Origin of the sequence: Chryseobacterium sp. JK1, from assembly GCF_050632815.1 — a bacterium.
GTDB lineage: Bacteria > Bacteroidota > Bacteroidia > Flavobacteriales > Weeksellaceae > Chryseobacterium.
The window spans coordinates 1,722,788-1,744,922 of record NZ_JBODRU010000001.1; the positions used below are offsets into that span (position 1 = coordinate 1,722,788).

The 22,135-nt window shown below is 35.4% G+C and carries 22 protein-coding genes; 12 read left to right on the forward strand and 10 right to left on the reverse strand.

Going from position 1 to position 22,135, the window contains the following annotated elements; translation table 11 throughout:
• Positions 1-666: 666 nt before the first annotated feature.
• On the forward strand, positions 667-2,028 hold the full coding sequence (gene ffh / locus ACQ76T_RS07795) for a signal recognition particle protein (RefSeq protein ID WP_431342747.1): 1,362 nt from the start codon (positions 667-669) through the stop codon (positions 2,026-2,028).
• Positions 2,029-2,099: 71 nt separating this feature from the next.
• Here ffh and ACQ76T_RS07800 read toward each other — a convergent pair whose 3' ends face one another.
• The 7 genes from ACQ76T_RS07800 to ACQ76T_RS07830 form a co-directional block, all read right to left on the reverse strand.
• Positions 2,100-2,768, reverse strand: coding sequence for a porin family protein (locus ACQ76T_RS07800; protein ID WP_431342748.1), 669 nt, complete (start codon positions 2,766-2,768; stop codon positions 2,100-2,102).
• A 67-nt stretch (positions 2,769-2,835) separates the two neighbouring features.
• Complete coding sequence (locus ACQ76T_RS07805) at positions 2,836-3,501, reverse strand: outer membrane beta-barrel protein (RefSeq protein WP_431342749.1); 666 nt, start codon at positions 3,499-3,501, stop codon at positions 2,836-2,838.
• 91 nt (positions 3,502-3,592) lie between these two features.
• Positions 3,593-4,201: an outer membrane beta-barrel protein gene (locus ACQ76T_RS07810; protein WP_431342750.1), complete on the reverse strand. Its 609-nt coding sequence runs from the start codon at positions 4,199-4,201 to the stop codon at positions 3,593-3,595.
• A 458-nt stretch (positions 4,202-4,659) separates the two neighbouring features.
• Complete coding sequence (locus ACQ76T_RS07815) at positions 4,660-5,157, reverse strand: hypothetical protein (protein ID WP_431342751.1); 498 nt, start codon at positions 5,155-5,157, stop codon at positions 4,660-4,662.
• Between the two features lie 147 nt (positions 5,158-5,304).
• Positions 5,305-5,976, reverse strand: coding sequence for a porin family protein (locus ACQ76T_RS07820; protein ID WP_431342752.1), 672 nt, complete (start codon positions 5,974-5,976; stop codon positions 5,305-5,307).
• Positions 5,977-6,096: 120 nt separating this feature from the next.
• Complete coding sequence (locus tag ACQ76T_RS07825; RefSeq protein WP_431342753.1) at positions 6,097-6,774, reverse strand: porin family protein; 678 nt, start codon at positions 6,772-6,774, stop codon at positions 6,097-6,099.
• A gap of 101 nt (positions 6,775-6,875) precedes the next feature.
• The gene (locus ACQ76T_RS07830) at positions 6,876-7,835 is read right to left on the reverse strand and encodes a PhoH family protein (RefSeq protein WP_431342754.1); all 960 of its coding nucleotides are present in this window, start codon (positions 7,833-7,835) and stop codon (positions 6,876-6,878) included.
• Positions 7,836-7,970: 135 nt separating this feature from the next.
• Between ACQ76T_RS07830 and ACQ76T_RS07835 the strand changes: the two genes are divergently transcribed.
• The 5 genes from ACQ76T_RS07835 to ACQ76T_RS07855 all read left to right on the forward strand — a co-directional run bounded on the left by ACQ76T_RS07835 (position 7,971) and on the right by ACQ76T_RS07855 (position 14,044).
• Complete coding sequence (locus ACQ76T_RS07835; RefSeq protein ID WP_431342755.1) at positions 7,971-8,798, forward strand: SAM hydrolase/SAM-dependent halogenase family protein; 828 nt, start codon at positions 7,971-7,973, stop codon at positions 8,796-8,798.
• 63 nt (positions 8,799-8,861) lie between these two features.
• Positions 8,862-10,166 carry a dihydrolipoamide acetyltransferase family protein gene (locus tag ACQ76T_RS07840; protein ID WP_431342756.1) on the forward strand — a complete coding sequence of 435 codons (1,305 nt, stop codon included), beginning with the start codon at positions 8,862-8,864 and terminating at the stop codon, positions 10,164-10,166.
• Positions 10,167-10,345: 179 nt separating this feature from the next.
• A complete protein-coding gene (locus ACQ76T_RS07845) occupies positions 10,346-11,779 on the forward strand; it encodes a serine hydrolase (protein ID WP_431342757.1) in 1,434 nt (477 codons plus the stop codon).
• Positions 11,780-12,037: 258 nt separating this feature from the next.
• Entirely contained in the window at positions 12,038-12,646 is a 609-nt protein-coding gene (locus ACQ76T_RS07850; RefSeq protein WP_431342758.1) for a hypothetical protein, read from the forward strand.
• Positions 12,647-12,688: 42 nt separating this feature from the next.
• Complete coding sequence (locus tag ACQ76T_RS07855; protein ID WP_431342759.1) at positions 12,689-14,044, forward strand: chloride channel protein; 1,356 nt, start codon at positions 12,689-12,691, stop codon at positions 14,042-14,044.
• A gap of 15 nt (positions 14,045-14,059) precedes the next feature.
• Here ACQ76T_RS07855 and ACQ76T_RS07860 read toward each other — a convergent pair whose 3' ends face one another.
• Positions 14,060-14,659 carry a hypothetical protein gene (locus tag ACQ76T_RS07860; RefSeq protein WP_431342760.1) on the reverse strand — a complete coding sequence of 200 codons (600 nt, stop codon included), beginning with the start codon at positions 14,657-14,659 and terminating at the stop codon, positions 14,060-14,062.
• 171 nt (positions 14,660-14,830) lie between these two features.
• On the opposite strand from ACQ76T_RS07860, the gene rpsF reads away from it, so the two are divergent.
• From rpsF to rplI, 3 genes are all read left to right on the forward strand, one after another.
• Positions 14,831-15,172, forward strand: coding sequence for a 30S ribosomal protein S6 (rpsF, locus tag ACQ76T_RS07865; protein ID WP_047429790.1), 342 nt, complete (start codon positions 14,831-14,833; stop codon positions 15,170-15,172).
• Between the two features lie 33 nt (positions 15,173-15,205).
• A complete protein-coding gene (rpsR, locus tag ACQ76T_RS07870) occupies positions 15,206-15,508 on the forward strand; it encodes a 30S ribosomal protein S18 (protein ID WP_002979091.1) in 303 nt (100 codons plus the stop codon).
• Between the two features lie 112 nt (positions 15,509-15,620).
• Positions 15,621-16,124: a 50S ribosomal protein L9 gene (gene rplI, locus ACQ76T_RS07875; RefSeq protein ID WP_431342761.1), complete on the forward strand. Its 504-nt coding sequence runs from the start codon at positions 15,621-15,623 to the stop codon at positions 16,122-16,124.
• 314 nt (positions 16,125-16,438) lie between these two features.
• On the opposite strand, the gene ACQ76T_RS07880 is transcribed toward rplI, so the two are convergent.
• Positions 16,439-17,242, reverse strand: a complete 804-nt coding sequence (locus ACQ76T_RS07880) for a helix-turn-helix domain-containing protein (RefSeq protein ID WP_431342762.1) — start codon at positions 17,240-17,242, stop codon at positions 16,439-16,441.
• Between the two features lie 136 nt (positions 17,243-17,378).
• Between ACQ76T_RS07880 and ACQ76T_RS07885 the strand changes: the two genes are divergently transcribed.
• The 3 genes from ACQ76T_RS07885 (at position 17,379) to ACQ76T_RS07895 (ending at position 21,619) form a co-directional block, all read left to right on the forward strand.
• Positions 17,379-18,713, forward strand: a complete 1,335-nt coding sequence (locus tag ACQ76T_RS07885) for a TolC family protein (protein ID WP_431342763.1) — start codon at positions 17,379-17,381, stop codon at positions 18,711-18,713.
• A gap of 5 nt (positions 18,714-18,718) precedes the next feature.
• Positions 18,719-19,765, forward strand: coding sequence for an HlyD family secretion protein (locus ACQ76T_RS07890; RefSeq protein WP_431342764.1), 1,047 nt, complete (start codon positions 18,719-18,721; stop codon positions 19,763-19,765).
• 291 nt (positions 19,766-20,056) lie between these two features.
• A complete protein-coding gene (locus ACQ76T_RS07895) occupies positions 20,057-21,619 on the forward strand; it encodes an MFS transporter (RefSeq protein WP_431342765.1) in 1,563 nt (520 codons plus the stop codon).
• Between the two features lie 3 nt (positions 21,620-21,622).
• On the opposite strand, the gene ACQ76T_RS07900 is transcribed toward ACQ76T_RS07895, so the two are convergent.
• Entirely contained in the window at positions 21,623-22,132 is a 510-nt protein-coding gene (locus ACQ76T_RS07900) for a hypothetical protein (RefSeq protein ID WP_431342766.1), read from the reverse strand.
• Positions 22,133-22,135: the final 3 nt, after the last annotated feature.

The following is a 22,135-nucleotide window of genomic DNA, read 5'->3' on the forward strand; positions in this document are numbered from 1 at the left end:
ATTAATGAGTTTTATTATGGGCAAATATATAAGGAATGACCCTATAATAAAGCATACAAGTAGAAATAGAAAATTTTCTTTTGTTTTATCAATAATCAATAATGAAACAGCAAGCCATATAATATCTTTAGGGATATTAAAAGTGAGAAACTTAAGGGCAGCATCCTGTCTTTTGTATAAATACTTTTTAAATATGACATACACTACTGTATTCAGAACTACAGTGAGTGCAATGATCATAAAAACATCTGAAAAATTCATGCTGCAAAAATAGTATTATAATTTTTTAAACAAAAAAAATGTTAAATTCTTCTACATATATTCTATTATATAGTAAAGAAAGGCGAAAGAAAAAGGAAAAAAGTCACAACTAAGTGTAATACCCGTTTAATTTTCCCCAAAAATCCACACCTACTTGTTCAATGACTATAATCATTACAAATTTTCGAGGGTTGCATAGTTATATTCTATTCATTGTACTAAATAAGAATCTGTATTTTTTTTAATATGCTCCGATCTCTTATTTATAGATTATTAAAACCTCCTTTTCCCGCTTACCCCCTGCTGCCGTTATTAAATCTCACCCTAACCTTATAATATTAAGTCTATAATACTCAAGTTTCTTAAAAATTCCTTATTTTTGCAAACCTATAATTTACAATAAATATGTTTAATAGTTTACAGGATAAATTAGACAAGGCATTACATAATATTTCCGGACGTGGAAAAATTACCGAAATCAATGTAGCGGAAACCGTAAAGGAGATTCGTAGAGCATTGGTGGATGCCGACGTTAACTATAAAGTTGCAAAAGATCTTACCAAAAGAGTTCAGGATAAAGCATTAGGCGAAAACGTTCTGACTTCCCTTACACCGGGACAATTGATGACCAAAATCGTTCATGACGAATTGGTAGACCTAATGGGAGGGTCTCAGGAAGGGATCAATCTTTCAGGAAAACCTTCTGTAATCCTTATTGCAGGTCTTCAGGGTTCTGGTAAGACAACTTTCTCAGGAAAACTTGCTAATTATTTACAGACAAAAAGAAATAAAAAACCTTTATTGGTAGCGTGTGACGTTTATCGTCCTGCTGCGATTGACCAGTTGAAAGTATTAGGAGGGCAAATTAATGTTCCTGTTTTTACTGAAGAAGGTTCTACTAATCCTTCTACAATTGCTGAAAATGCCATCAATTTTGCAAAAGCAAATGGTCATGATGTTGTCATTGTGGATACTGCAGGTCGTTTAGCGATTGATGAGCAGATGATGAACGAGATCAAATCTGTTCATTATTTTATCAAACCACAGGAAACGCTATTTGTGGTAGACTCTATGACAGGTCAGGATGCTGTGAATACAGCAAAAGCATTCAACGATGCCTTGAACTTTGACGGAGTTGTTCTAACCAAATTAGATGGTGACACAAGAGGGGGTGCTGCATTAACGATTCGTTCTGTTGTTGAAAAACCGATCAAATTCATCTCTACAGGAGAAAAAATGGAAGCTTTGGATCTTTTCTACCCAGAAAGGATGGCAGACAGAATCCTGGGAATGGGAGACGTTGTTTCCTTAGTAGAAAGAGCTCAGGAGCAGTTTGATGAAGAAGAAGCTAAAAAACTTCACAAGAAAATTGCTAAAAATGAGTTTGGTTTCGATGATTTCCTTAAACAAATCAACCAGATCAAGAAGATGGGTAATATGAAAGATTTGATGGGAATGATTCCTGGGGTTGGTAAAGCAATTAAAGATGTAGAAATCAGCGATGATGCCTTTAAGCACATTGAAGCAATTATCTACTCTATGACTCCGGAAGAAAGAAGAAGACCTTCTATCATCAATACTCAGAGAAAGAACAGAATTGCCAGAGGTGCAGGAAGAAAGATTGAAGATGTAAACCAATTGATGAAACAATTCGATCAAATGGGTAAAATGATGAAGATGATGCAGGGACCTCAAGGAAAACAAATGATGCAGATGATGAGCAAAATGCCAAATATGCCTGGAATGGGCGGAATGTTCGGAAAATAAGAAAGACAAAATCATTCATAAAAAAACTCTCAGAATTTCTGAGAGTTTTTTATTTTTATTGAGAATACAGTTTATTTAAACTTATATCCTACTCCTATTTGGAGGAAATTCATTTTCAATGTTTCGCCATCTACAGGATTTTTGATCATGTTAGTAAGACCAAAGCTATAGCGCGCATCTACGAATAGTCCTTTATAAATGTTATAATCAGCCCCAAGGAGTAATCCAAAGTCGGTTGATTTTAAGCCATCATTAAGTTCTCTTTCCAAATAACGTTCTCCTTCTTTAAGCCCTGCAGGGTTCACCATACCCGCATTTGGCCCGCTAACTTCAAAGTTCGCCTTATTATTTGTTTTAAAGCTTACATAAGGACCTGCATAAAGCCCTAGTTCCGGAGTCGCATAGTATCTTGCTGATATTGGAATTACAATTCTGTTGAAATTCATTTTTTCAGTTACTGTAATACCTGTGCCTGGTATTCCAACCTCTGCTTTTCCTCCAAGATTGGCATATTCTACCTCTCCCTGAACAGCAAATTTAGGGGTAATTTTATGCTCAACTAAAGCTCCAATATAAAAGCCAGATTTTGATTTTAAGCTTCCTTCGAGTCCCCCAAATTCGAAATCGCCCTCGCTAGAATTTAATTTTGATAAAGCATAACCTGCTTTTACACCAAATGTAGTTTGCGCATTCAGTCCTGCAAATAATGCAATTGCTGATGCTAATAAGATTTTTTTCATGATTTATTAGTATGAATATAAGTTAATTAAAATAAATAATCTGAATAAAACAACCAAGACTAATTAGTTATTTTGCAAAAACGTATTTAACGCCGAACATAATGGAAGACAAATTCACTCCGAATTTATAATTATTATTTCTTTTTACTTCGTCTATATCTTTTTTATGACTGTTGTATCCAAATTCACCGATTGTTGCTTCCAACGACCAGTTTTTGTTAACGAAATAATCCAGTCCCGGCTTAATATTTACCCCAATATTGGTGTAATTATTTTTTCTGTAAAAAGAAAGAGCAAGCTCAGGATCTCCATTGGTAACCTCGCTATTTGCCTCAAGCTTTTCCTGACCAAATTCTAACGGAATCTGCAGTTGTCCGAAAATATACAATCTATCCGATAAAGTCCAGTATTTTCTTACGAAAGGAGCTACAACGAATGCATTATCTGTATCTTTAATGTCAAATATATTGCTGAAAGGAGTGTTGCTCCCTACTTCATATTTAGTAACAGAGTTCTTATATCCTGCCCCAAGTCCTACCGCGAGATTGGTAGTAACGAAATACCCTGCCGTAGGAAGGATTTTTAGAACATCCTCTTTTGTTTTAAGTTGGAAATCAGTATTTTCTTTATGAGAATAATCTGCCTGTCCTGAAAGATAGACTGTTCCTTTAGCAATTTGAGCATTTGATAAACCAAAAAGCGCAACAGCACCTGCTATTAGTGTTTTTTTCATGGTTATAGTTATATATTATGTTAAGTGTATTTTAATCTAAAAAAGCCCTAAGAAATTCTCAGGGCTCTATTTTTGTTATATGCTTTGTTTATTATTTAGCAAATACATATTTAACTCCGAAAGTTACAGAAGATAAGTTCAATCCGAAGTTGTAGTTGTTTGTAGCATCACCGTCTTTTGGCTTATAGTTGTTATAACCAAATTCTCCGATTGTAGCTTCGATAGACCAGTTCTTGTTTAAGAAATAATCTAAACCTGGCTTCACAGTTACACCAATTTGAGTGTATTTAGCTTCAGTAGAAGTTGAAACATTTCCTACAGTGTTTTCATGCTCAGTTTTTCCAAACTGCATTGGCACTGCTAATTGACCGAAGATGTAGAATTTATCACCTAAAGTCCAATATTTTCTTACGAAAGGAGCAACAACGAAAGCTGGCTTCTTAGTTACGTTTTCACCGATAGCAGTAGTGTTTGTAGTTTTTTCAGTTTGGTAACCAACACCTAATCCAACTGCTAAGTTAGTTCCTACGAAATATCCAACTGTAGGTAATACGTTGAAGTGTTCTGTTTTATCGTTACCGTTGTTAGTTTCTTTTTGAGAATACTCAACAGATCCTGATAAATATGTAGTTCCTTTAGCAATTTGAGCGTTTGATAAACCAAAAAGTGCAACAGCACCCGCTAATAATATTTTTTTCATTTTAAAAAATTTTAATACTTTCTGAGGGCAAATTTACAGTGGTAGCCACTAATATTAAAATTTGTTAATGTGATTAATATCATTATTGAAATGTGGTATTTTATAACAAAAAATCTTATTTAAAAGAAGGCTTTGAGCTTTTCACAATATTATGAATAAAAAAATCGCAAATCATCAATAAGAGCCGATTATAATTGACTTTTTTAATTTCTTAATTTTAGCTTAAAATTTATACGTTAACAGAAAATTAACGAAAGCAAATGATTTAATATGTTAAAAATTAACATATTAAGCTTAAAAAGCCTCACAAATATCTTTCAATACTCCTTTTCTACTGCACTATCCGGGCAACTATATTGAATGTAAATCACTCGTTAACAGATTTCCTGTTCTATTCAACATCAATTAATAAAGAACTCCGGCCTTCGGCCGGAGTTCCTATTATCTTTTGATTTTCTTTATTTAATGAAGAAATTATATCCTAAGTTGACCGCGCCAACATTCCAGCTGTTTCTGTACCAGCCATAATCACGTCTGTTGCTGATAGACTGATATCCTATATATAGCTCTCCTTTACGCATCTGGTATCCGAATTTAGGCTGTGCATAAAAACCACCGTCTACCCCATCTTTAGTAGAGATCCCATACCCAAGGTCTAATCCTACAAAGATAGGAGCGCCTTTAAATTTATATTTTCCTGAAACGGCTACAGGAATAAATCCGAAATCATCAAAGTGGTCTTTTCCAAAGAAGTGAGAATATCCTGTAGTTACTCCAAGGTCCAGTCCTTTAGCGATATTCCACATATAAGCTGCATCTACTCCTAATGTAAAAGAAGATACATCACTTGCATCAGCTACAGGAACCCCAATGTGCCCACCAATTTTAAAACCTTCCTGTGCCTGTACAGCACCTCCTAAAAGTGCAAAAGCACCTATTAATAATAGCTTTTTCATTTTTTAAATTTCAAATTACTGGGCTAAAAATACAAATTATTTTCATTATGAGAATCAATCTCCGTATAGGTATGCAGCTATAAACAAAAAAAGCAGAACATGTTCTGTTCTGCTTTCTATGATTTTTATTGATAAATAACGGTGAAATTAGTTTCCTCCAAACTTGAAACCAACACCAATTTGAGCAAAGCTATTTTTTATTGATCCTCCACTATTATCATTAGACAGGTTTGATATTCCTAAACTGTATCTTGCATCAAAGAAAAGTCCATTTTCCAAAGCATATTCAACACCTAAGAAAGGTGCAAGGTTCAAGGTTTTAATAGACTTTTTAATATCACCATCTTTATAGTCACTATCTTCTGCTTCAAATTCTACATCAAAAAGATCAGATCCAATTACAGTCTTCTGTTTTGCTGTAAGAATAATTCCAACGTTAAGACCTGCAGCAACAGAGAATCCTTCAGTAATAAAGTATTTTGCAGAAACTGGCACTAGAATAGTTCCGAAAGTAACTTTAGTTTTCTCTCCAACAAATAATCCACCTGCGTTAACTCCGTCTATCTTTTCATTTGCTCCAAGTGGTGAATATAGCACCTCCCCCTGAATAGCAAAGTTATCGTTCAATTTATATTCAGCCATACCTCCTACATAGAACGTATATTTTGGATCCATTTTTCTTCCTTTTAAATCGTCCTGCTTATCATCTAATTTAATAGTTGACATAGCAAAACCAGCTTTTGGACCAAATCGAAATTCTTGTGCGTTGGCAGAGATTCCCATAACAGCGACTGCTGCAACAAGTAAAAGTTTTTTCATGTTTAATAGTTTTTTTTAATTAAATCGGTGGCAAAAATAGTGTTTTTTTTTAAATAAGGAAATTTGTGGTATGTTTTTATTCGCAGATTAAAGAAAATATAATATTATAAATGATTCAACTTAGAAACTTAACTTATTAAATTTAAAGCCTATTCCAATCTGAAGTGAGTTACTTTTCAATGTATTATAACCTTCTCCATTCATATTTTTTGCAATATTGGATACTCCAAAAATATAACGCCCGTCTATGAATATTTTTTTACTCAAATGAAATTCTACCCCAAAGAAAGGGTTTACTTCAAAGGTTTTTACGTTTTTCTTAATATCCTCAGACTCTCTCAATAAGTTGGTATATAATTCAAAACCGTCTTTGCCATTTGTTCTGTATTTGCTTTCTGCTGCTACAACAAAAGCCATATTGGCTCCGGCATTAATATTCAATTTTTCATTGAAATAATATTTAACCATCAAAGGAATATTGAGTTTTCCTAGAGAAATAGCATTGGTAACATCATAATTACGAAATTCATCTACCTGATAGTTCCAGCTATTTCTTCCGCCAGCTCTTGCAAATCCCAATTCTGTCTGTAAGGCAAGGTTTTCATTGAATTGATGTTCGAGAAAAACAGCAACGTGGGCAGTTATCATGCCTTTAGATGAAAAATCGAAATCAGAATCGGCATAGTCCGTCTTTAAAGTAGAACGTCCAACTCCGGCTCTGATTCCGACTGTATTTTTTTGAGCATGTAAACTCATTCCTATTAAAGAAATTACGGTGATCGACAAAAGTTTTTTCATGGTTATGTTTAAAATTTCCTACGAATATATTCCCAATTTTTCTAGGATTGATCCGTCATATTTTAAATTTCACCTAAATATAAACTTTTGGTAACAAAAAATTAATCGTTTCTCTGTCTCTTATCTTCGTCGTTATAGGCAAGAATAATTTTCTTTACCACAGGGTGTCGTACAACATCTTCTTCCGTTAAGTGCACAAATCCTATTTCTTTTACATCTTTCAGGATTCTCATAGCTTCTCTTAATCCGGATTGTTGTTTTGGTGGCAGATCGACCTGGGTAGGATCTCCTGTGATAATAAATTTCGCATTCATCCCCATTCTGGTTAAAAACATTTTCATCTGAGAATGGGTTGTATTTTGGGCTTCATCTAAAATTACAAAAGCATCATCCAGCGTTCTTCCTCTCATGAAAGCCAATGGTGCTACTTCAATTACTTTTTTCTCCATAAAACCTTCCAGTTTTTCATGAGGAATCATATCTCGAAGTGCGTCATATAAAGGTTGCAAATACGGATCCAGCTTTTCTTTAAGGTCACCAGGTAAAAACCCAAGGCTCTCCCCTGCCTCTACAGCAGGTCTTGTAAGAATAATTCTTTTTACTTCTTTATCTCTCAAAGCTCTTGCTGCCAAAGCAACACTGGTATATGTTTTTCCCGTTCCTGCAGGGCCAATGGCAAAAACCATATCTTTTTTCTCTGTTTCCTTAACCAGCTTTTTAAGATTGGTGGTTTTAGCTTTAATTATTTTACCGTTTACCCCTTTTACAATAATATCCTGGTCAAAGATCAGATGTTTCTCATTTTCATCCTTAATATTCAGGATATTTTCTACGTCTTTGAGCTCTATTGAGTTATTTTTAGAGATGAACTTTACGATATCATCCAGTTTTGTTTTCAATATGTCTAAAGCCTCCTGATTCCCCATGGCAAAGATAAAATGATCTCTTCCTGTAATTTTAATGGTTGGAAAGCTTGATTTTAGTAGGTTGAAATATTGGTTATTAACTCCATAGAAGATTTTTTTATCAAGATCTTCCAAATCATACGTTAATTCAAACATGTAGTATTTTTATTTTTAGATTTTAAAATTAAAGCTTTTTTTCAAATTTATATCAAATTCTTTTCAACAATCTTTCGGGCTTTCTTTTTATTTTAAATAACTTTGCAAGACTACACACTATTCTATAAATTGCTCATGTCAATTATTACCCTTACTTCGGATTTCGGAAATTTAGATTACAGAGTTGCCGCTGTGAAAGGCAAAATTCTGTCTCTAAACCCTGAGGTTAATATTATTGATATAACCCACGATATCCAGGCATTCAACCTTATACAGACTTCGTATATCGTAAGAAATGCTTATAAATATTTCCCCAAAGGAAGCATTCACATCCTTTCGGTAGACAGTTTTTACCACAAATCAAGAAGAAATATTCTTTATAAAGCCGACGGTTCTTACTTTCTGGCAGCAGATAACGGACTTATGAGTCTTATATTTTTTGATATTAAACCTGAAGCCATCTATGAGCTTACGCTGAACAACCGCTTTGATGATATCATTAATTTCACTTCCACAGATATTTTTGTTCCCGCCGCAGTACATCTTGCCAACGGAGGACTTCCGGAAGTAATAGGACGAAAAATAGAAACTACCAAACAGCTCATGTTCTCCAAACCCGTACACAACGAGTCTGAAGGGATGATTATTGGTGAAGTTACCTATATTGATAATTTCGGAAACATAATTTCAAATATCCATAAAGATTTCTTTGAGAATATAAGTAAAGGCTATGACGGTTTTACTATAAAATTCAGGAACCTGAGTCTTTCCCGGATATTTTCCAGCCATACAGAGGTGGTTTCGGACTGGGAAAGGGAGACGGAATTCCACGGACAGTCTGCTGCAATCTTCAATGATAGTCAGTTTTTGGAGCTTACTATTTACAAAGGAAGCAAGAAAAACGGGGCTAAAAGCCTGTTTGGACTGAATGTAGGTGAAAATATTTATATCGAATTCAGCTAAGATTATATATTTCATAAAAAAACCGATTTTTTTTATATATTTGTCAAAATCTAAAAATCAAAAATGGCAGAATACAAATTATTGCTTCCTTCCATGGGAGAAGGTGTTATGGAAGCGACAATTATCACTTGGTTGTTCAATGAAGGGGATACCGTAAAAGAGGATGACTCCGTAGTAGAAATTGCAACAGATAAAGTAGATTCAGACGTACCGACACCAGTTTCGGGGAAAATTGTAAAAATTTTAAAGCAAAAAGATGAAGTTGCAAAAGTAGGCGAAGCTATTGCGATTTTAGAAATTGAAGGAGAAAGCGCAGCTTCTGAGGACGCAGCAACAGAAATTCCTGCTGCTCCAGACACTGAAACTTTGAATGCTATTGAACAGCCTTTACAAGTAGCTGCTGCTTCCAATACAGAATTCTCAGGAGACCTTTATTTATCTCCACTTGTAAAATCAATTGCACAACAGGAAAATATTTCTGAAGCTGAACTGAAATCTATCAAAGGAAGCGGTTTAGAAGGAAGAATCACTAAAGAAGATATACTAGGATATGTTGCTAACAGAGGAAATCAGCCTGCTCAACAAGCAGCTCCTGTACAGCCAGCTTCTACTCCGAAACCTGCCGTTACAGCTCCTGCAGCTACAGTTCCGGTAAGTGCAGGTGATGAGATCATTCCTATGGACAGAATGAGAAAGATCATCGCTGAAAACATGGTGAAAGCAAAACAAATTGCTCCACACGTAACTTCTTTCATTGAAACTGACGTTACCAACGTTGTAAAATGGAGAAACAAAAACAAAGCGATCTTCGAAAAACGCGAAGGTGAAAAGCTTACTTTTATGCCTATTTTCGTAAAAGCTGTAGTGAAAGCTATTCAGGATTTCCCAATGATCAATGTTTCTATAAGTGGTGAAAATATCATCAAAAAGAAAAACATCAATATCGGTATGGCCACTGCCCTTCCGGACGGAAACCTTATCGTTCCTGTAATCAAAAATGCAGATCAGTTATCACTTTCAGGTCTTGCAAAAGCGATCAACGACTTAGCCTACAGAGCAAGAAACAAAAAACTGAGACCAGAAGACACACAGGGAGCAACCTATACTATTTCTAACGTAGGAAGCTTTGGAAACCTTATGGGAACCCCAATTATTCCTCAGCCTCAGGTTGCGATTTTAGCAATCGGAGCTATCGTTAAGAAGCCTGCAGTTCTTGAAACAGCAGACGGTGATGTGATTGCTATCAGAAACTTAATGTTCATGTCTCACTCTTACGACCATAGAGTTGTAGACGGCTCTTTAGGAGGAATGATGCTGAAGCACGTTCACGACTACCTTGAAAACTGGGATCTGAACACAGAAATATAAGTAATGAGTAACCAGCAATAAGTAGTTTGCTGATTTTAAATACTAAACCTTCGAATTTTCGGAGGTTTTTTTATTAGAAAAAACTGTAACCTTTTATACAAATATTCAACAGAACATGTAACAGAGCAGACTTCTCAATTGTTTTATATTAAAAAGTAATAACTTAGAATAACACCTCTATGAAAAACATCCTTCTGGCAGCACTTGCACTCTCTATTTCTACAGTAGCTTTTTCACAACAAACTCATCAGGTTAAAATGATTGACAGCTATGTAAAAGAGGCAATGAAAAATAATAAAATTCCTGGACTGGCCCTTGGAGTGATCAAAGACGGAAAAGTAATTTTTGAGCAATACTATGGAACGGAAAATCTGGAAGACTTAAAAAAAGTAAGCCCAACCTCAATGTTCAGAGTATACTCTACGTCAAAACTATTAACCAATGTTGGCATTTTTCAATTGATTGAACAGGGAAAATTATCTTTAGAAGACAAGGTCTCAAAGTATGTTGAAAATCTGCCCAAAGAATGGCAGGAGATAAAAGTAAAAAACCTGCTGACCCATTCTTCAGGAGCACCAGATGTTATAGCTTTTAATGATATTTCAACGGACGATTCTAATGCAAAAGTGATAGAGCGTCTGGGCAAAGAGAAAATGGATTTTACAACAGGAAATGAATTCAGATATAATCAAACGAATTATTTGCTCCTTACCATGATTATCGAAAAGATTACAGGACAGTCTTTTGATAATTACATTATTAACAATCAGATTTCTGATGTAAAAGATCAGGTCTATTTCTCTTCAAATCCTCTTGAAAAAATCCCCAACAGAGTTCAGAAATACAATTATAACAATTCAATAAAGCAATATGAAAAAATCACATTCAATGATGGCGTGAGGGCACATTCAGGAAATGGATTGGCTATTACTCTTCCCGCTTTTCTAAAATGGAGCAGTCATCTTAGCAATAATGATCTATTGACTCAGAAAACGAAAGAAATGATGTGGAAACCATTTGATTATGGAAACAAAAAAGATGTTTTTGCTTACGGTTGGGAGATTAATAAATCGAATGGCATTCTGTCTTATGGATTTTCCGGTGGAAACGTTAGTGCTTACAGAATTTTCCCACAGAATAACATGGCTATTATTATGATGTCAAACGGATATAATTTTTTCCCTGCACAGTACCATATGGTCAATCATATTGCTTCTATCATGGATAAAAATCTTACCGATGCTTATTCCATCGCCGAAGAATCCATTATTACGGACTTTGCTAAAGCCAACAATCCAAATGCTGAAAAAAATTACTTTGCGATCAGAGCGAAAAATCCAAAATGGGACTTTGAAGGGACATTAAATAATCTTGGCTATATTTTAATGAGAAACTCAAGAACTGACGATGCAATTAAAGTTTTTGAACTCAACGTGAAGGAACATCCACAATCCGGAAATGCCTTTGACAGCTTGGGTGAGAGTTATTTTTCCGCTAAAAACTATCCTTTAGCATTAAAAAATTATAAGAAATCTTTTGAACTGAATCCGGAAAACACGAATGCGTCCCATATGATTACTACAATTGAAAACCTGATGACTAAGAAAAATTAATTAAAAACTACATTCTCTATCTCAAAAATCCTGGCAAAAGTCAGGTTTTTTCATTCAACGTAAATCCTATATAAACTATTACAAACTGACAAAATTAAATTTTATAAATTAAAAATAATCTAAACAAAATATCAATACATTAAATAATTAATAATTCAATGAGATTCATTTTACATTATAATGACTTTCTTGGAAGTTTAAGTTATTAGTATTAATTTTAAAACAAACAATTTACTCCCATCAAACTTATAGTAAGATATGATAACCAAGCTTTTTGATTTTTCGAATGAAGAAGAGAAATTAATTTCCAAAGTGTATGATAAGCTCTTTGAAATGTATGATATTTCTGTGATTGATATTGAAAATTCCCCTTATAACCTGTTCAAATCCGAGCAGGATGATCTGTCTCCATTATTTACCCCTAAGATTTGTTATTTCATAACAGATAAAAATAAGGCTCATTCTTTTTATCTTTTTATTGTCAATAAAGGAGAAACCACTTTCAGAGGAGCGCGTGCAGACAACCAACTTGATATTCTTCAGATTTGGGGATTAAAAAAGCTGGAGGACGATTTTGGATTCATTTCTGTCAACAAAAAGAGTCTTGCAGATAAAGTTGCCGGTATTTTCAGTCATTTTAATGTTAATTTTAAGGAAAATAAAGATTTTAAAGATTTTTATGTACTGGGAAGTGATCCGTACAAAACCATGTCATTTTTAGACAATAGAAGAAAAGACCTGATAAAGTCCTTTCCTGATGAAGATTTTAAACTTAGCGTTAAAAACAATATTATCAGTTTCGGTTTGCCCAAAGAACTTACCGTTGAAAATGCTGAAATAGTCTCAAAGTTTCTGAAAGAAATATAAATACTGCAAAAATCACGTACTTTTACATCCCGAAATTAACAAATGCTGAAAATTTTCACCCTTATAAAAAAATCCCTCAAAAATTCCTTTGATAATATCCGGAATGAACAGCTTAAGAATAATCTTCTACAAGCTATTCCTTTTTGGATAGGATCTGTGATTACAGGTTTTTTTGCCGTTATGTATGCGCAGGTCTTTGCCTGGGGTGAGCATTTGATGAATTTTATTTTTGATTGGCACGCCTGGATGATTTTCATTATTGCACCTATCGGATTTGTAGTATCCTGGTGGCTGGTGAAAGAATTTGCGCCTAACGCTAAAGGAAGTGGTATTCCACAGGTGATGGCCGCGGTAGAACTCGCCAATCCAAAAGAACACCGAAAAATCCGGAGCCTTTTAAGCATTAAAATCATCTTTTTCAAAATTCTTTCTTCCGTTATTCTGGTCATTGGAGGTGGTGCTGTAGGACGGGAAGGTCCCACGATTCAGATTGCAGGTTCGGTTTTCAGAAAAGTGAATGAATATCTTCCTGAATGGTGGCCGAAGATTTCGAAGAAAAACATGATTATGACGGGTGCCGCCGCCGGACTTGCAGCAGCATTCAATACTCCGCTTGGGGGAATTGTTTTCGCTGTGGAGGAACTTTCAAAAACACATATCAATTATTTCAAAACAGCTTTGTTTACGGCTGTGATTATTGCGGGGTTAACAGCGCAGACTTTAGCCGGATCTTATTTATATTTAGGGTATCCCAAAACAAATGATGTTGCTTTAACGGTAATGTTTCCTATTATCCTTGTGGCTGGGGTGGCTGGTATTCTCGCCAGTCAGCTTTCTGTGATGATGCTCAAAATCAACAACTGGAAAAAGAAAACACTGAAAACAGATAGAGCAAACGTAGTATTCTTAGTGATTTGTGCTCTATTTATTGCTTCAATTGCTTACTTTATCAACAGAGAAATTCTGGGTTCCGGAAAGGAGATTATGGAACGAGTTCTTTTTACCAAAGATAAACATGAAGACTGGTATGTTCCTATCTTAAGAATGCTTGGTCCTGCCCTATCTTTTACTTCCGGAGGTGCAGGAGGTATCTTTGCTCCAGCTCTTACTGCAGGGGCCAGTATCGGTTCTGTGATTTCGGGAGCAATTCATTTAACGCCTCATGAAACCAATGTGGTGATTCTTGCCGGAATGGTCGCTTTTCTTACGGGCATTACCCGAGCTCCGTTTACCTCCGCCATTATTGTACTGGAAATGACAGACAGACATTCTCTGATATTTCATTTGATGCTTGCCGGGATGGTTTCTTCTATTGCTTCAATTCTGGTAAGCAGACATTCTTTGTATGACCTGCTGAAAGTGAATTTTTTGAAGGAAATAAGAGAAAAAGATCATTGATTGGTTATTCAGCGTTTACTCTTTTTTCAGCATAGTTTTCAAATCCTTCATGGCTTCCAGAATGGCTTCGGCAACCTCGTAATCTGTTATTTTAATGACCAATTTGCCTAGCTCTCTTTTAGAGGATGTGATTTTGTATGTTACAATATTCAAATACGCAATATTATCTTTTCTTTTCGAAATATTATGAAAAGCGACCACTTTGCTTAGATCCCACAGATCACCTTCATGAATAATCTTACCTTTTTTGTTCAAAGAATTGATCTTAATATCATCTCCTTCAAACGATGCGTCCAATGAAAGGTCATTTCTGTCCCTGTCAATTCCATACTCATTAAGCTTGGATATAATAAGAGCTTTGGCTTCATCAGCCGTTTTATATTTCCCCAACACTTCTGTCTTACCGTTATTATAGGTGATCTGATACACTTCAGATTTCTCAAGAGAATGCATTGGGCCATCAAGATTATCCAATTCTTTATAAGTTATATTGGAAGGTCCTATTTCTATCAGTTTAACTTCCAGCTCGGTTCCGTTTTTCTTTGAGATTTTATCCTGTGCATAATGAAATGTCCCCAACAGTAATAAGGGTACAATGTAGATTCCCGCTTTCATGATATTTACAATTATTTTCTATGAAAATTTCATCACGAAAGTACAAAAAACAACCGGTATCTTTCAAGTATTATCCCATAACTACTAACTATTTCACTCCATACTATTGCATATAAGAAATATATTCTCTACTTTTGCACCTCGAAATAATTAACAAATTCATTTAACATTATGAACAATTACGAAACTGTTTTCATTTTAACTCCCGTTCTATCTGAGTCACAGGTAGAGGAAGCAGTGAACAAGTATGTAGATCTTATCAAAGAAAAGAACTGCGAAATCGTTGCTAAAGAAAACTGGGGATTAAAAAAATTAGCTTACCCTATCCAATTGAAAAAGAATGGGTTCTACACTTTAATCGAATTCAAAGGTGAAGGTACTGTAGTAGCTGACTTAGAATTAGCATTTAAGCGTGACGAGAGAGTAATCCGTTACCTTACTACAAAACTTGACAAGCATGCTGTTGAGTACGCTGTAACTAGAAGAACTAAAGTAAAAGCGGCTAAAGCTTAATTAATTAACCCTATTTTTTAAAAAAGACAAGACATGGCAATAGATGAAATGGCTAAACAAGCCTCAGCTGGAGGAGAATCAGAAGTAAAATTCCTTACTCCGCTTGATATCAATACAAAATCTGAAAAGAAATATTGTAGATTCAAAAAATACGGAATTAAGCACGTTGATTACAAAGATGCTGATTTCTTATTACAGTTCGTTAACGAGCAAGGTAAAATCTTACCAAGAAGATACACTGGAACTTCTTTAAAATACCAAAGAAAAGTTTCTGCTGCTATCAAAAGAGCAAGACACCTTGCGTTACTACCTTACGTAGCTGACTTATTGAAATAAGACAAAAAATAAATAAAAGAAGAGGGCAACCTCTTCTTTTGTTGCTGAATACATTATTAATTCTAACTTGATTTTAGATCACAAAACTAAAATCTAAAAAAGGACAACAACAATGGAAATTATCCTAAAAAAAGACGTAGAAAACTTAGGACTTGAGTTTGATACAGTAAACGTAAAGCCAGGTTATGCTAGAAACTTCTTAATTCCTCAAGGAATTGCTCTTTTGGCTACACCTAAAAACAAAGCTGCTTTAGAAGCTACATTAGAAGCTAGAAAAGAAGAAGAAGCTAAATTAATCGCTACTGCTACTGCTGTAGTTGAGCAATTAAAGAAAACTTCTATCACGATCCCTGCAAAAGTAGGTAGCGGTGATAAATTATTCGGATCTATCAACAATGCTGATCTATCTGCTGCTTTAGAAAAAGCTGGAGTTTCTGTAGAGAAAAAATATATCAAAATTCCTGGTAACACTATCAAGAGAACTGGTAAATTTGCTGCTCTTATCAGACTTCACAGAAATGTTGAGTACAACTTCGAATTCGACATCGTTTCTGACGCTCCAGTTGTAGCTGCACCTGCTGCTAAAAAAGAGGAAGCTAAAACTGAAGAAGCTTAATAAGCGACTGAGAATTTCTCACAATATAAGAACCACTTCAATTCAATTTGAGGTGGTTTTTTTGTGGAATTCCTAACAATTGATAATGTTATTCTTAACTACCCCGTCTTTTTGCTTTCCAAAAATCCACCCCTTCAGAGAAGGGGAATGTAGGAAATCTTAACTATTATTAATTATTAAATGGCTTTTTCTTATCCTCATTTAGTTCGGAAGTAAAGTATATTAGAGAAATCTTATACAGCGTTATAAAAACCATCACCACCAAATCCGTAACCAGAATCAAGAATATCAAACCCTCTAACGCTCCAACCCAACTACCTATCCCCTCTCAATTTCTGCTGATATTCCGAAGGAGCTACTCCAATTACCTTTTTGAAAATATTACTGAAAGAAGACAGGCTGTTGTACCCTACCATCATTGCAATTTCGTACATATTGTATTTATCTTCAAGCATCAGTTCGAGAGAACGGGTAATTCTTAATGATCTTAGAAAACGGACGTAATTCATGCCCAAAATTTCTTTAAACTTCCTGGAAAGAGTTCTTGTACTCATTCCGAATTCTTTTGCCGTAGATTCAATTGTAAGCGGCCTTTCGAGGTTGGTATGAATGTATCGTGCAATCTTCAGTAAGGTTTCATCTTTCGGAAAAGGTTGCTGCACGGGAAACGCCAGCTGCTTGTCTCTTTTTTCAGGTAAAATACCTTTTAATGCTTTGAGAAAATAATATTTAGAACCGTCATTTTTTGTGATTTTCCCATCCCAGTCTTTTGTATGCAAAATCATCTCTCGCAGCAGATTATTGACCGAGTAAATATTAATTTCATCAAAAAAGCCACTTTCTCCTTCTTCTTTCTTGCAGTAAAAGTTGTATAAGTCAACCTTTGCACTGGTAGAAAAGATATAATGGGGAGTTCCGGCAGGAATCCACATAAAACATCTTGCAGGAAGATACCAATGCTTAAGATCCGTAAATATATGAACGATACCGCCTTCTGCATATACTAACTGTGCTGAACTGTGGTAATGTATTTCTGTTGTAATATTCCCGGTTAACACATGATAGATATAAAATTCGGCATCTTTCTCTTCTACCTCAATGAAATGATCGTTATTCATGAATTAAAGATATGAAGATTTTTTAAATTGGCGCAAATGAGCAAATCTTTTTCTGTTTTCAAAAATAGAATCCTATGCCACCCTTCGTAACTTTGCTGCATCAAAATCATTTTAGCAAAAATCCTTTAATTAATTTATGAATATCATATTGAACGCAGGCAGATCTCTGTGCATTGCGTTGTGCTTATTATTGAGCAGTTTTTTATACTCACAGATGATAGATTACCAGCATCTTGGCTTACAACAGGCTATAGAGATTGGTTTGAAAAGCAACAAAAACATACAGATCAGCCATTTAAAAAAAGAAATGTCCGTTACCAAAGAGAAAGATCTCAAAATGGAAAAACTGCCGGACATCGAGTTTCATACAAGCTACACACAGGTTACCAATCTTTTTCAGTATCAGGATGGAGTATTCAATAAAGCGACAAAATATGATGCTATCAACGGAATGTATGATTTTACCTTATCAGCTTCAATTCCCTTATACATGGGTGGAAAGATCAAAAATACGGAGAAAAAAGCCGCTATAGACACCGAAATTTCAGCGTTAAGAACCCATTTGGATGAGAGACAGCTTACGATGGAAATCATCACAGCATTCCTTCAGATTCATCATTTAAAAGAGCAGCAAAGCCTGATTAATGATAAAATGAAGGAAGATTCCGTGAACATCAAACAGGTAAAAGCTCTGAAAGCCAACGGAGTGGTTACAGTAAATGAAGTCCTGAGAACATCTTTACAACTTTCTAATCATACCATGAGCTGGACAGAACTGGACAATGATATACAGATTGCAGAACATCAACTAAAAACAATCCTTTCATTACCTGAAGATCAGGAAATGCATGTAAGCACAGAAGACCTGATCTCAGACAAGGCAGCCATCCCTTATATTGATGAGCTTACAGAAACAGCCTTAACTAAAAATGAATCTGTAGATATTACTCATAAAAATCTTTCATTAAAAGAACTAGACCAGAAGATTACAAAAGCTAATTATTTACCTAAAATTACTGCAGGTGGAGAATATTTTATAAAGTATCCGAATATGATGTTCTTCCCTCCGGAGCCGTATGCGTACCGTTTAGGAATGATTGGCGTAAATCTTACTTATCCAATAGAAAATCTGTACAAAAACAAATACAGAATGCAGGAAGCAAAGGAAAATATTGATCTTGCCAAGCTTCAGATTGAAGAGAATGAACAAAAGATCAGACATAATGTATATGAAGCTTATAAAAAATTCGAAGAAACCGATCAAAAAGTAAAAATTGCAGAAGAAGCAATTAATCAGGCTAAAGAAAACTACCGTATTGTAAGAACAAAATACGCCAATAAACTAAGTCTTATCACCGAACTGATAGATGCTGACAATACTTACCTGGAGGCTGAATCTAACCTTATTTCAGTAAAAATTAACCGACAACTAAAATACTATCAACTCCAATATACGATTGGAAACTTATAAAAACCATGGCACAGAAACAACTGACACAAAAGGAAAAAAGAATAAACAAAACGATTACTTTACTGGCCTGGATTCTCATCATCAGCGGAATCACGGGAATGGTAAGTTTTTATCTTTTTTCAAGAAGTAATGTCACCACTAATGATGCGCAGATCGAACAGTATATCACCCCGGTATCCAGTAAAGTCTCAGGGTTCATTAAAACCATACGATTTAATGAGAACCAATTTGTACATAAAGGCGATACGCTGATTGTTATAGACAACAGAGAATATGTAAACCAAGTACACATGGCCGAAGCCAGTCTTAATGCCAATACAGCAACCATTGCTACTATTGAAAGCGGGGTGAATACCAAAGAAAGCGATACCAAGATTATAGATGCTAAAATTGCCTCTGCAAGAATTGATATCTGGAGAACAGAGCAGGATTTCAAAAGATATAAAAACCTTCTTTCGGAAGACGCTGCTACAGAACAGGAATTTGAAAATATAAAAGCTTCTTATGAGCAGTCTAAAGCCAATCTTATGGCATTGGAACAGCAAAAAAATGCCGTAAAAGCAGGAGCCAGTGAACAGCATACGAAGGTTGCTCCGGTAAAAAGCCAGATTCAGCAAAGTTCTGCCAATCTGAACAATGCTAAACTCTTCCTTTCATATACGATTATTACAGCACCTTATGATGGCTGGGTAGGCAAAAAAACAATTCAGGAAGGTCAGTTGATCAAAGAAGGTCAGGCTTTGGTACAAATCGTAAGCAAAGAAAAATGGATCATTGCCAATTATAAAGAAACGCAACTGGGACAGATTGATCAGAAACAGGAGGTAACCATCACAGCAGATGCTTATCCGGGAACTGAATTTAAAGGAAAAATCCTTTCTGTTTCTCCCGCCTCAGGATCTCAGTTTTCATTGGTAAAACCAGATAACGCAACAGGAAACTTCGTGAAAATTGAACAGAGATTTCCCGTAAAAATTATTCTGGACAACAAGAAAGACAACGAAAAGCTGCTTTCCGGAATGAACGTTCTGGTGAGCGCCAAGAAGATATAAGTTTGAGGATGGGAAGGAATTTGGGTTTTAGAGTTTTAGAGTTTTAGAGTTTTAGAGTTTTAGAGTACAAAATTACCTTCAATCAACATGTTTCAGATTTTACGATTAAATTATTTTTTTAGCGAAAAGGCAAAACCGCAAAATAACAAATCTGCAGAATTTTTTCTTACGCACATTTGTCATTTTACCTTTTACATTTACACCTTTGCTCTTTTGTCTTTTCGCATTTTTTAAATTGAGCATGAACAAGAAACTGCTTGTCAGATTTCTTGGCTTAATGTTTACAACACTATGCAACACAATACAGTTTATCATAAATGGGTACCACAATGGCTGAAACTGCCGCTTCTTACGCTGGCTCTGTTTCCCCATTTGATGTTGTTGTCGCTTTTGCATTCAAACAGCGCCTTCACATCTTCTTTTATGGATGTAGATTCAGATGACATCCAATACTTAATGATTTTGATGTATGGGACATTTGTGGTTACCCTTTTAGTTTTACAGCGGTTTATGGCTTACTTCAGTGTGAAATATTATGTGCTGCTGATGGCTTCCGTCTCTGTAATTATCCTCTATATTCTGGCTGTTACCAACGATTATCATGTCATTTTGGTGATTCGGTTCTTAGAAGGTATTTTTGGATTGTTGGAAGGAGCAATCTTCCTGCCTTTAATCATAGCAGAACTCAAAACAAAGCATGCTAAGGTATTCTCTTATCTTCTTATGTATACAATTATGCTGACAGGAGGAACCATCACCACATCATTATTAAAATCCAGTATCGAAAATTATGATTTTCAGCACATGGTTCTAATGATGGTGTACTTTCATGTTTTTGTACTGATTATTGGGATTACCATTTTCAACAGAAACAGATTTTTCCCTAAAAAACCTTTGTATCAACTGGACATTACCAGTTGGTTCTTACTTTGGGTATGTCTTCAGGCAGGCGGCTATGCCATCATTTACGGTAAACGCCTGATGTGGCTCGAGTCTGATACTATTATCATGTGTCTTTTCGTCTTTCTTCTTTCCGGAGGATTATTTATGTTGAAGCAAAGGAATTCTAAAAGGCCCCTTTTTCACTTTGAAGTTTTCAGTTCTAAAAATGTGATCGCGGGAATGATTTTATTCTTTATTTTCTACCTGATCCGATCAGGACTGAACAACGTTTACAGCATCATGGCCACTGTATGGAAATGGCCATGGGATTATATTGTGAACATCCAGTACTGGAATGTTGCAGGAACTCTGTTAGGTATCTTTTTATCCGGAATATGCCTGGTGAAAGGAGTTTCTTCAAGAATTGTCTTTTTTACAGGATTTCTTTTACTGGCTATAGATTGTGCCTGGTTTACCTATACTTTCTATCCAGACACTACTCTTTCTACGATTTGCCCTCCTTTGTTTTTGCAGGGAGTAGCGCAAGGATTATTGTTTACACCATTGGTTTTCTTTCTGATTTCCGGAATGCCGGAAGAATATGTAGCCAATGCTACCGCTTTAGGAACCACAACCCGTTTCTGGACTACAGCCATCGGATATGCTCTAATGCAGAATCTTATGTTATTCTTAACCTTAAAACATTCCGATACTCTGAGTTTCAATCTTACGGATACCAATCCCGTTTTTTACAGCCAGTGGAACCAGATTTTTGGCGCGAGTATTTCAAAACTTCCCGTAAATGAATCATTATCAATAACGGCAGGCGCTTTTAAAGCTAAAATAACGGCACAGTCTATACTCCTTTCCAATATGGAAATCTTCACAGGTCTCTTTTGGTTAGCCTTGATTACTGCTCTTCTTTTATTACTTTATCACCCTGTAAAAATAGCGGTAAGAAATATTATGTAAGAATTATTCTCCCCAGAACGTCCAAACACTTCCATTAAAAACGACAAGTTGCTTTTTATTGGTATCATACACCATCATTCCTGCCGCAGGTGAAATAATGTTCAAATGAGGAGAAGCAACTTTAGGAAGAATCATGGCTTTGTTATTGTCTTCCAATACCAATATTCCAGGAACCGCTGATGGAGTGCCTACAGAAACTTTCGCATTAGGATTGTCTGCCAAAGCATCCTGAAGACTGGTATCTGCAACTCCCGACAAATCTATTGAAAGGTCTTTCCAAAGGTTATTCTGATATACTTTTACCTTTTTATCTGAGGTATCAAAAATCAAGGTTCCATTCACCGGATTCTGAACTCCCAAAGTATCTGTTACCCAAGGAAGAACAAAACCTCTGTTTCCGTTGCCGAATTCCAAAGATGAGGAAGATGATTCCAATACAGTCTTCCCTACTGCAACCTGAGCCCAAAAGCCGCCGGAAGCAACTACAGCTATTATTAAAACTATTTTTTTCATAAT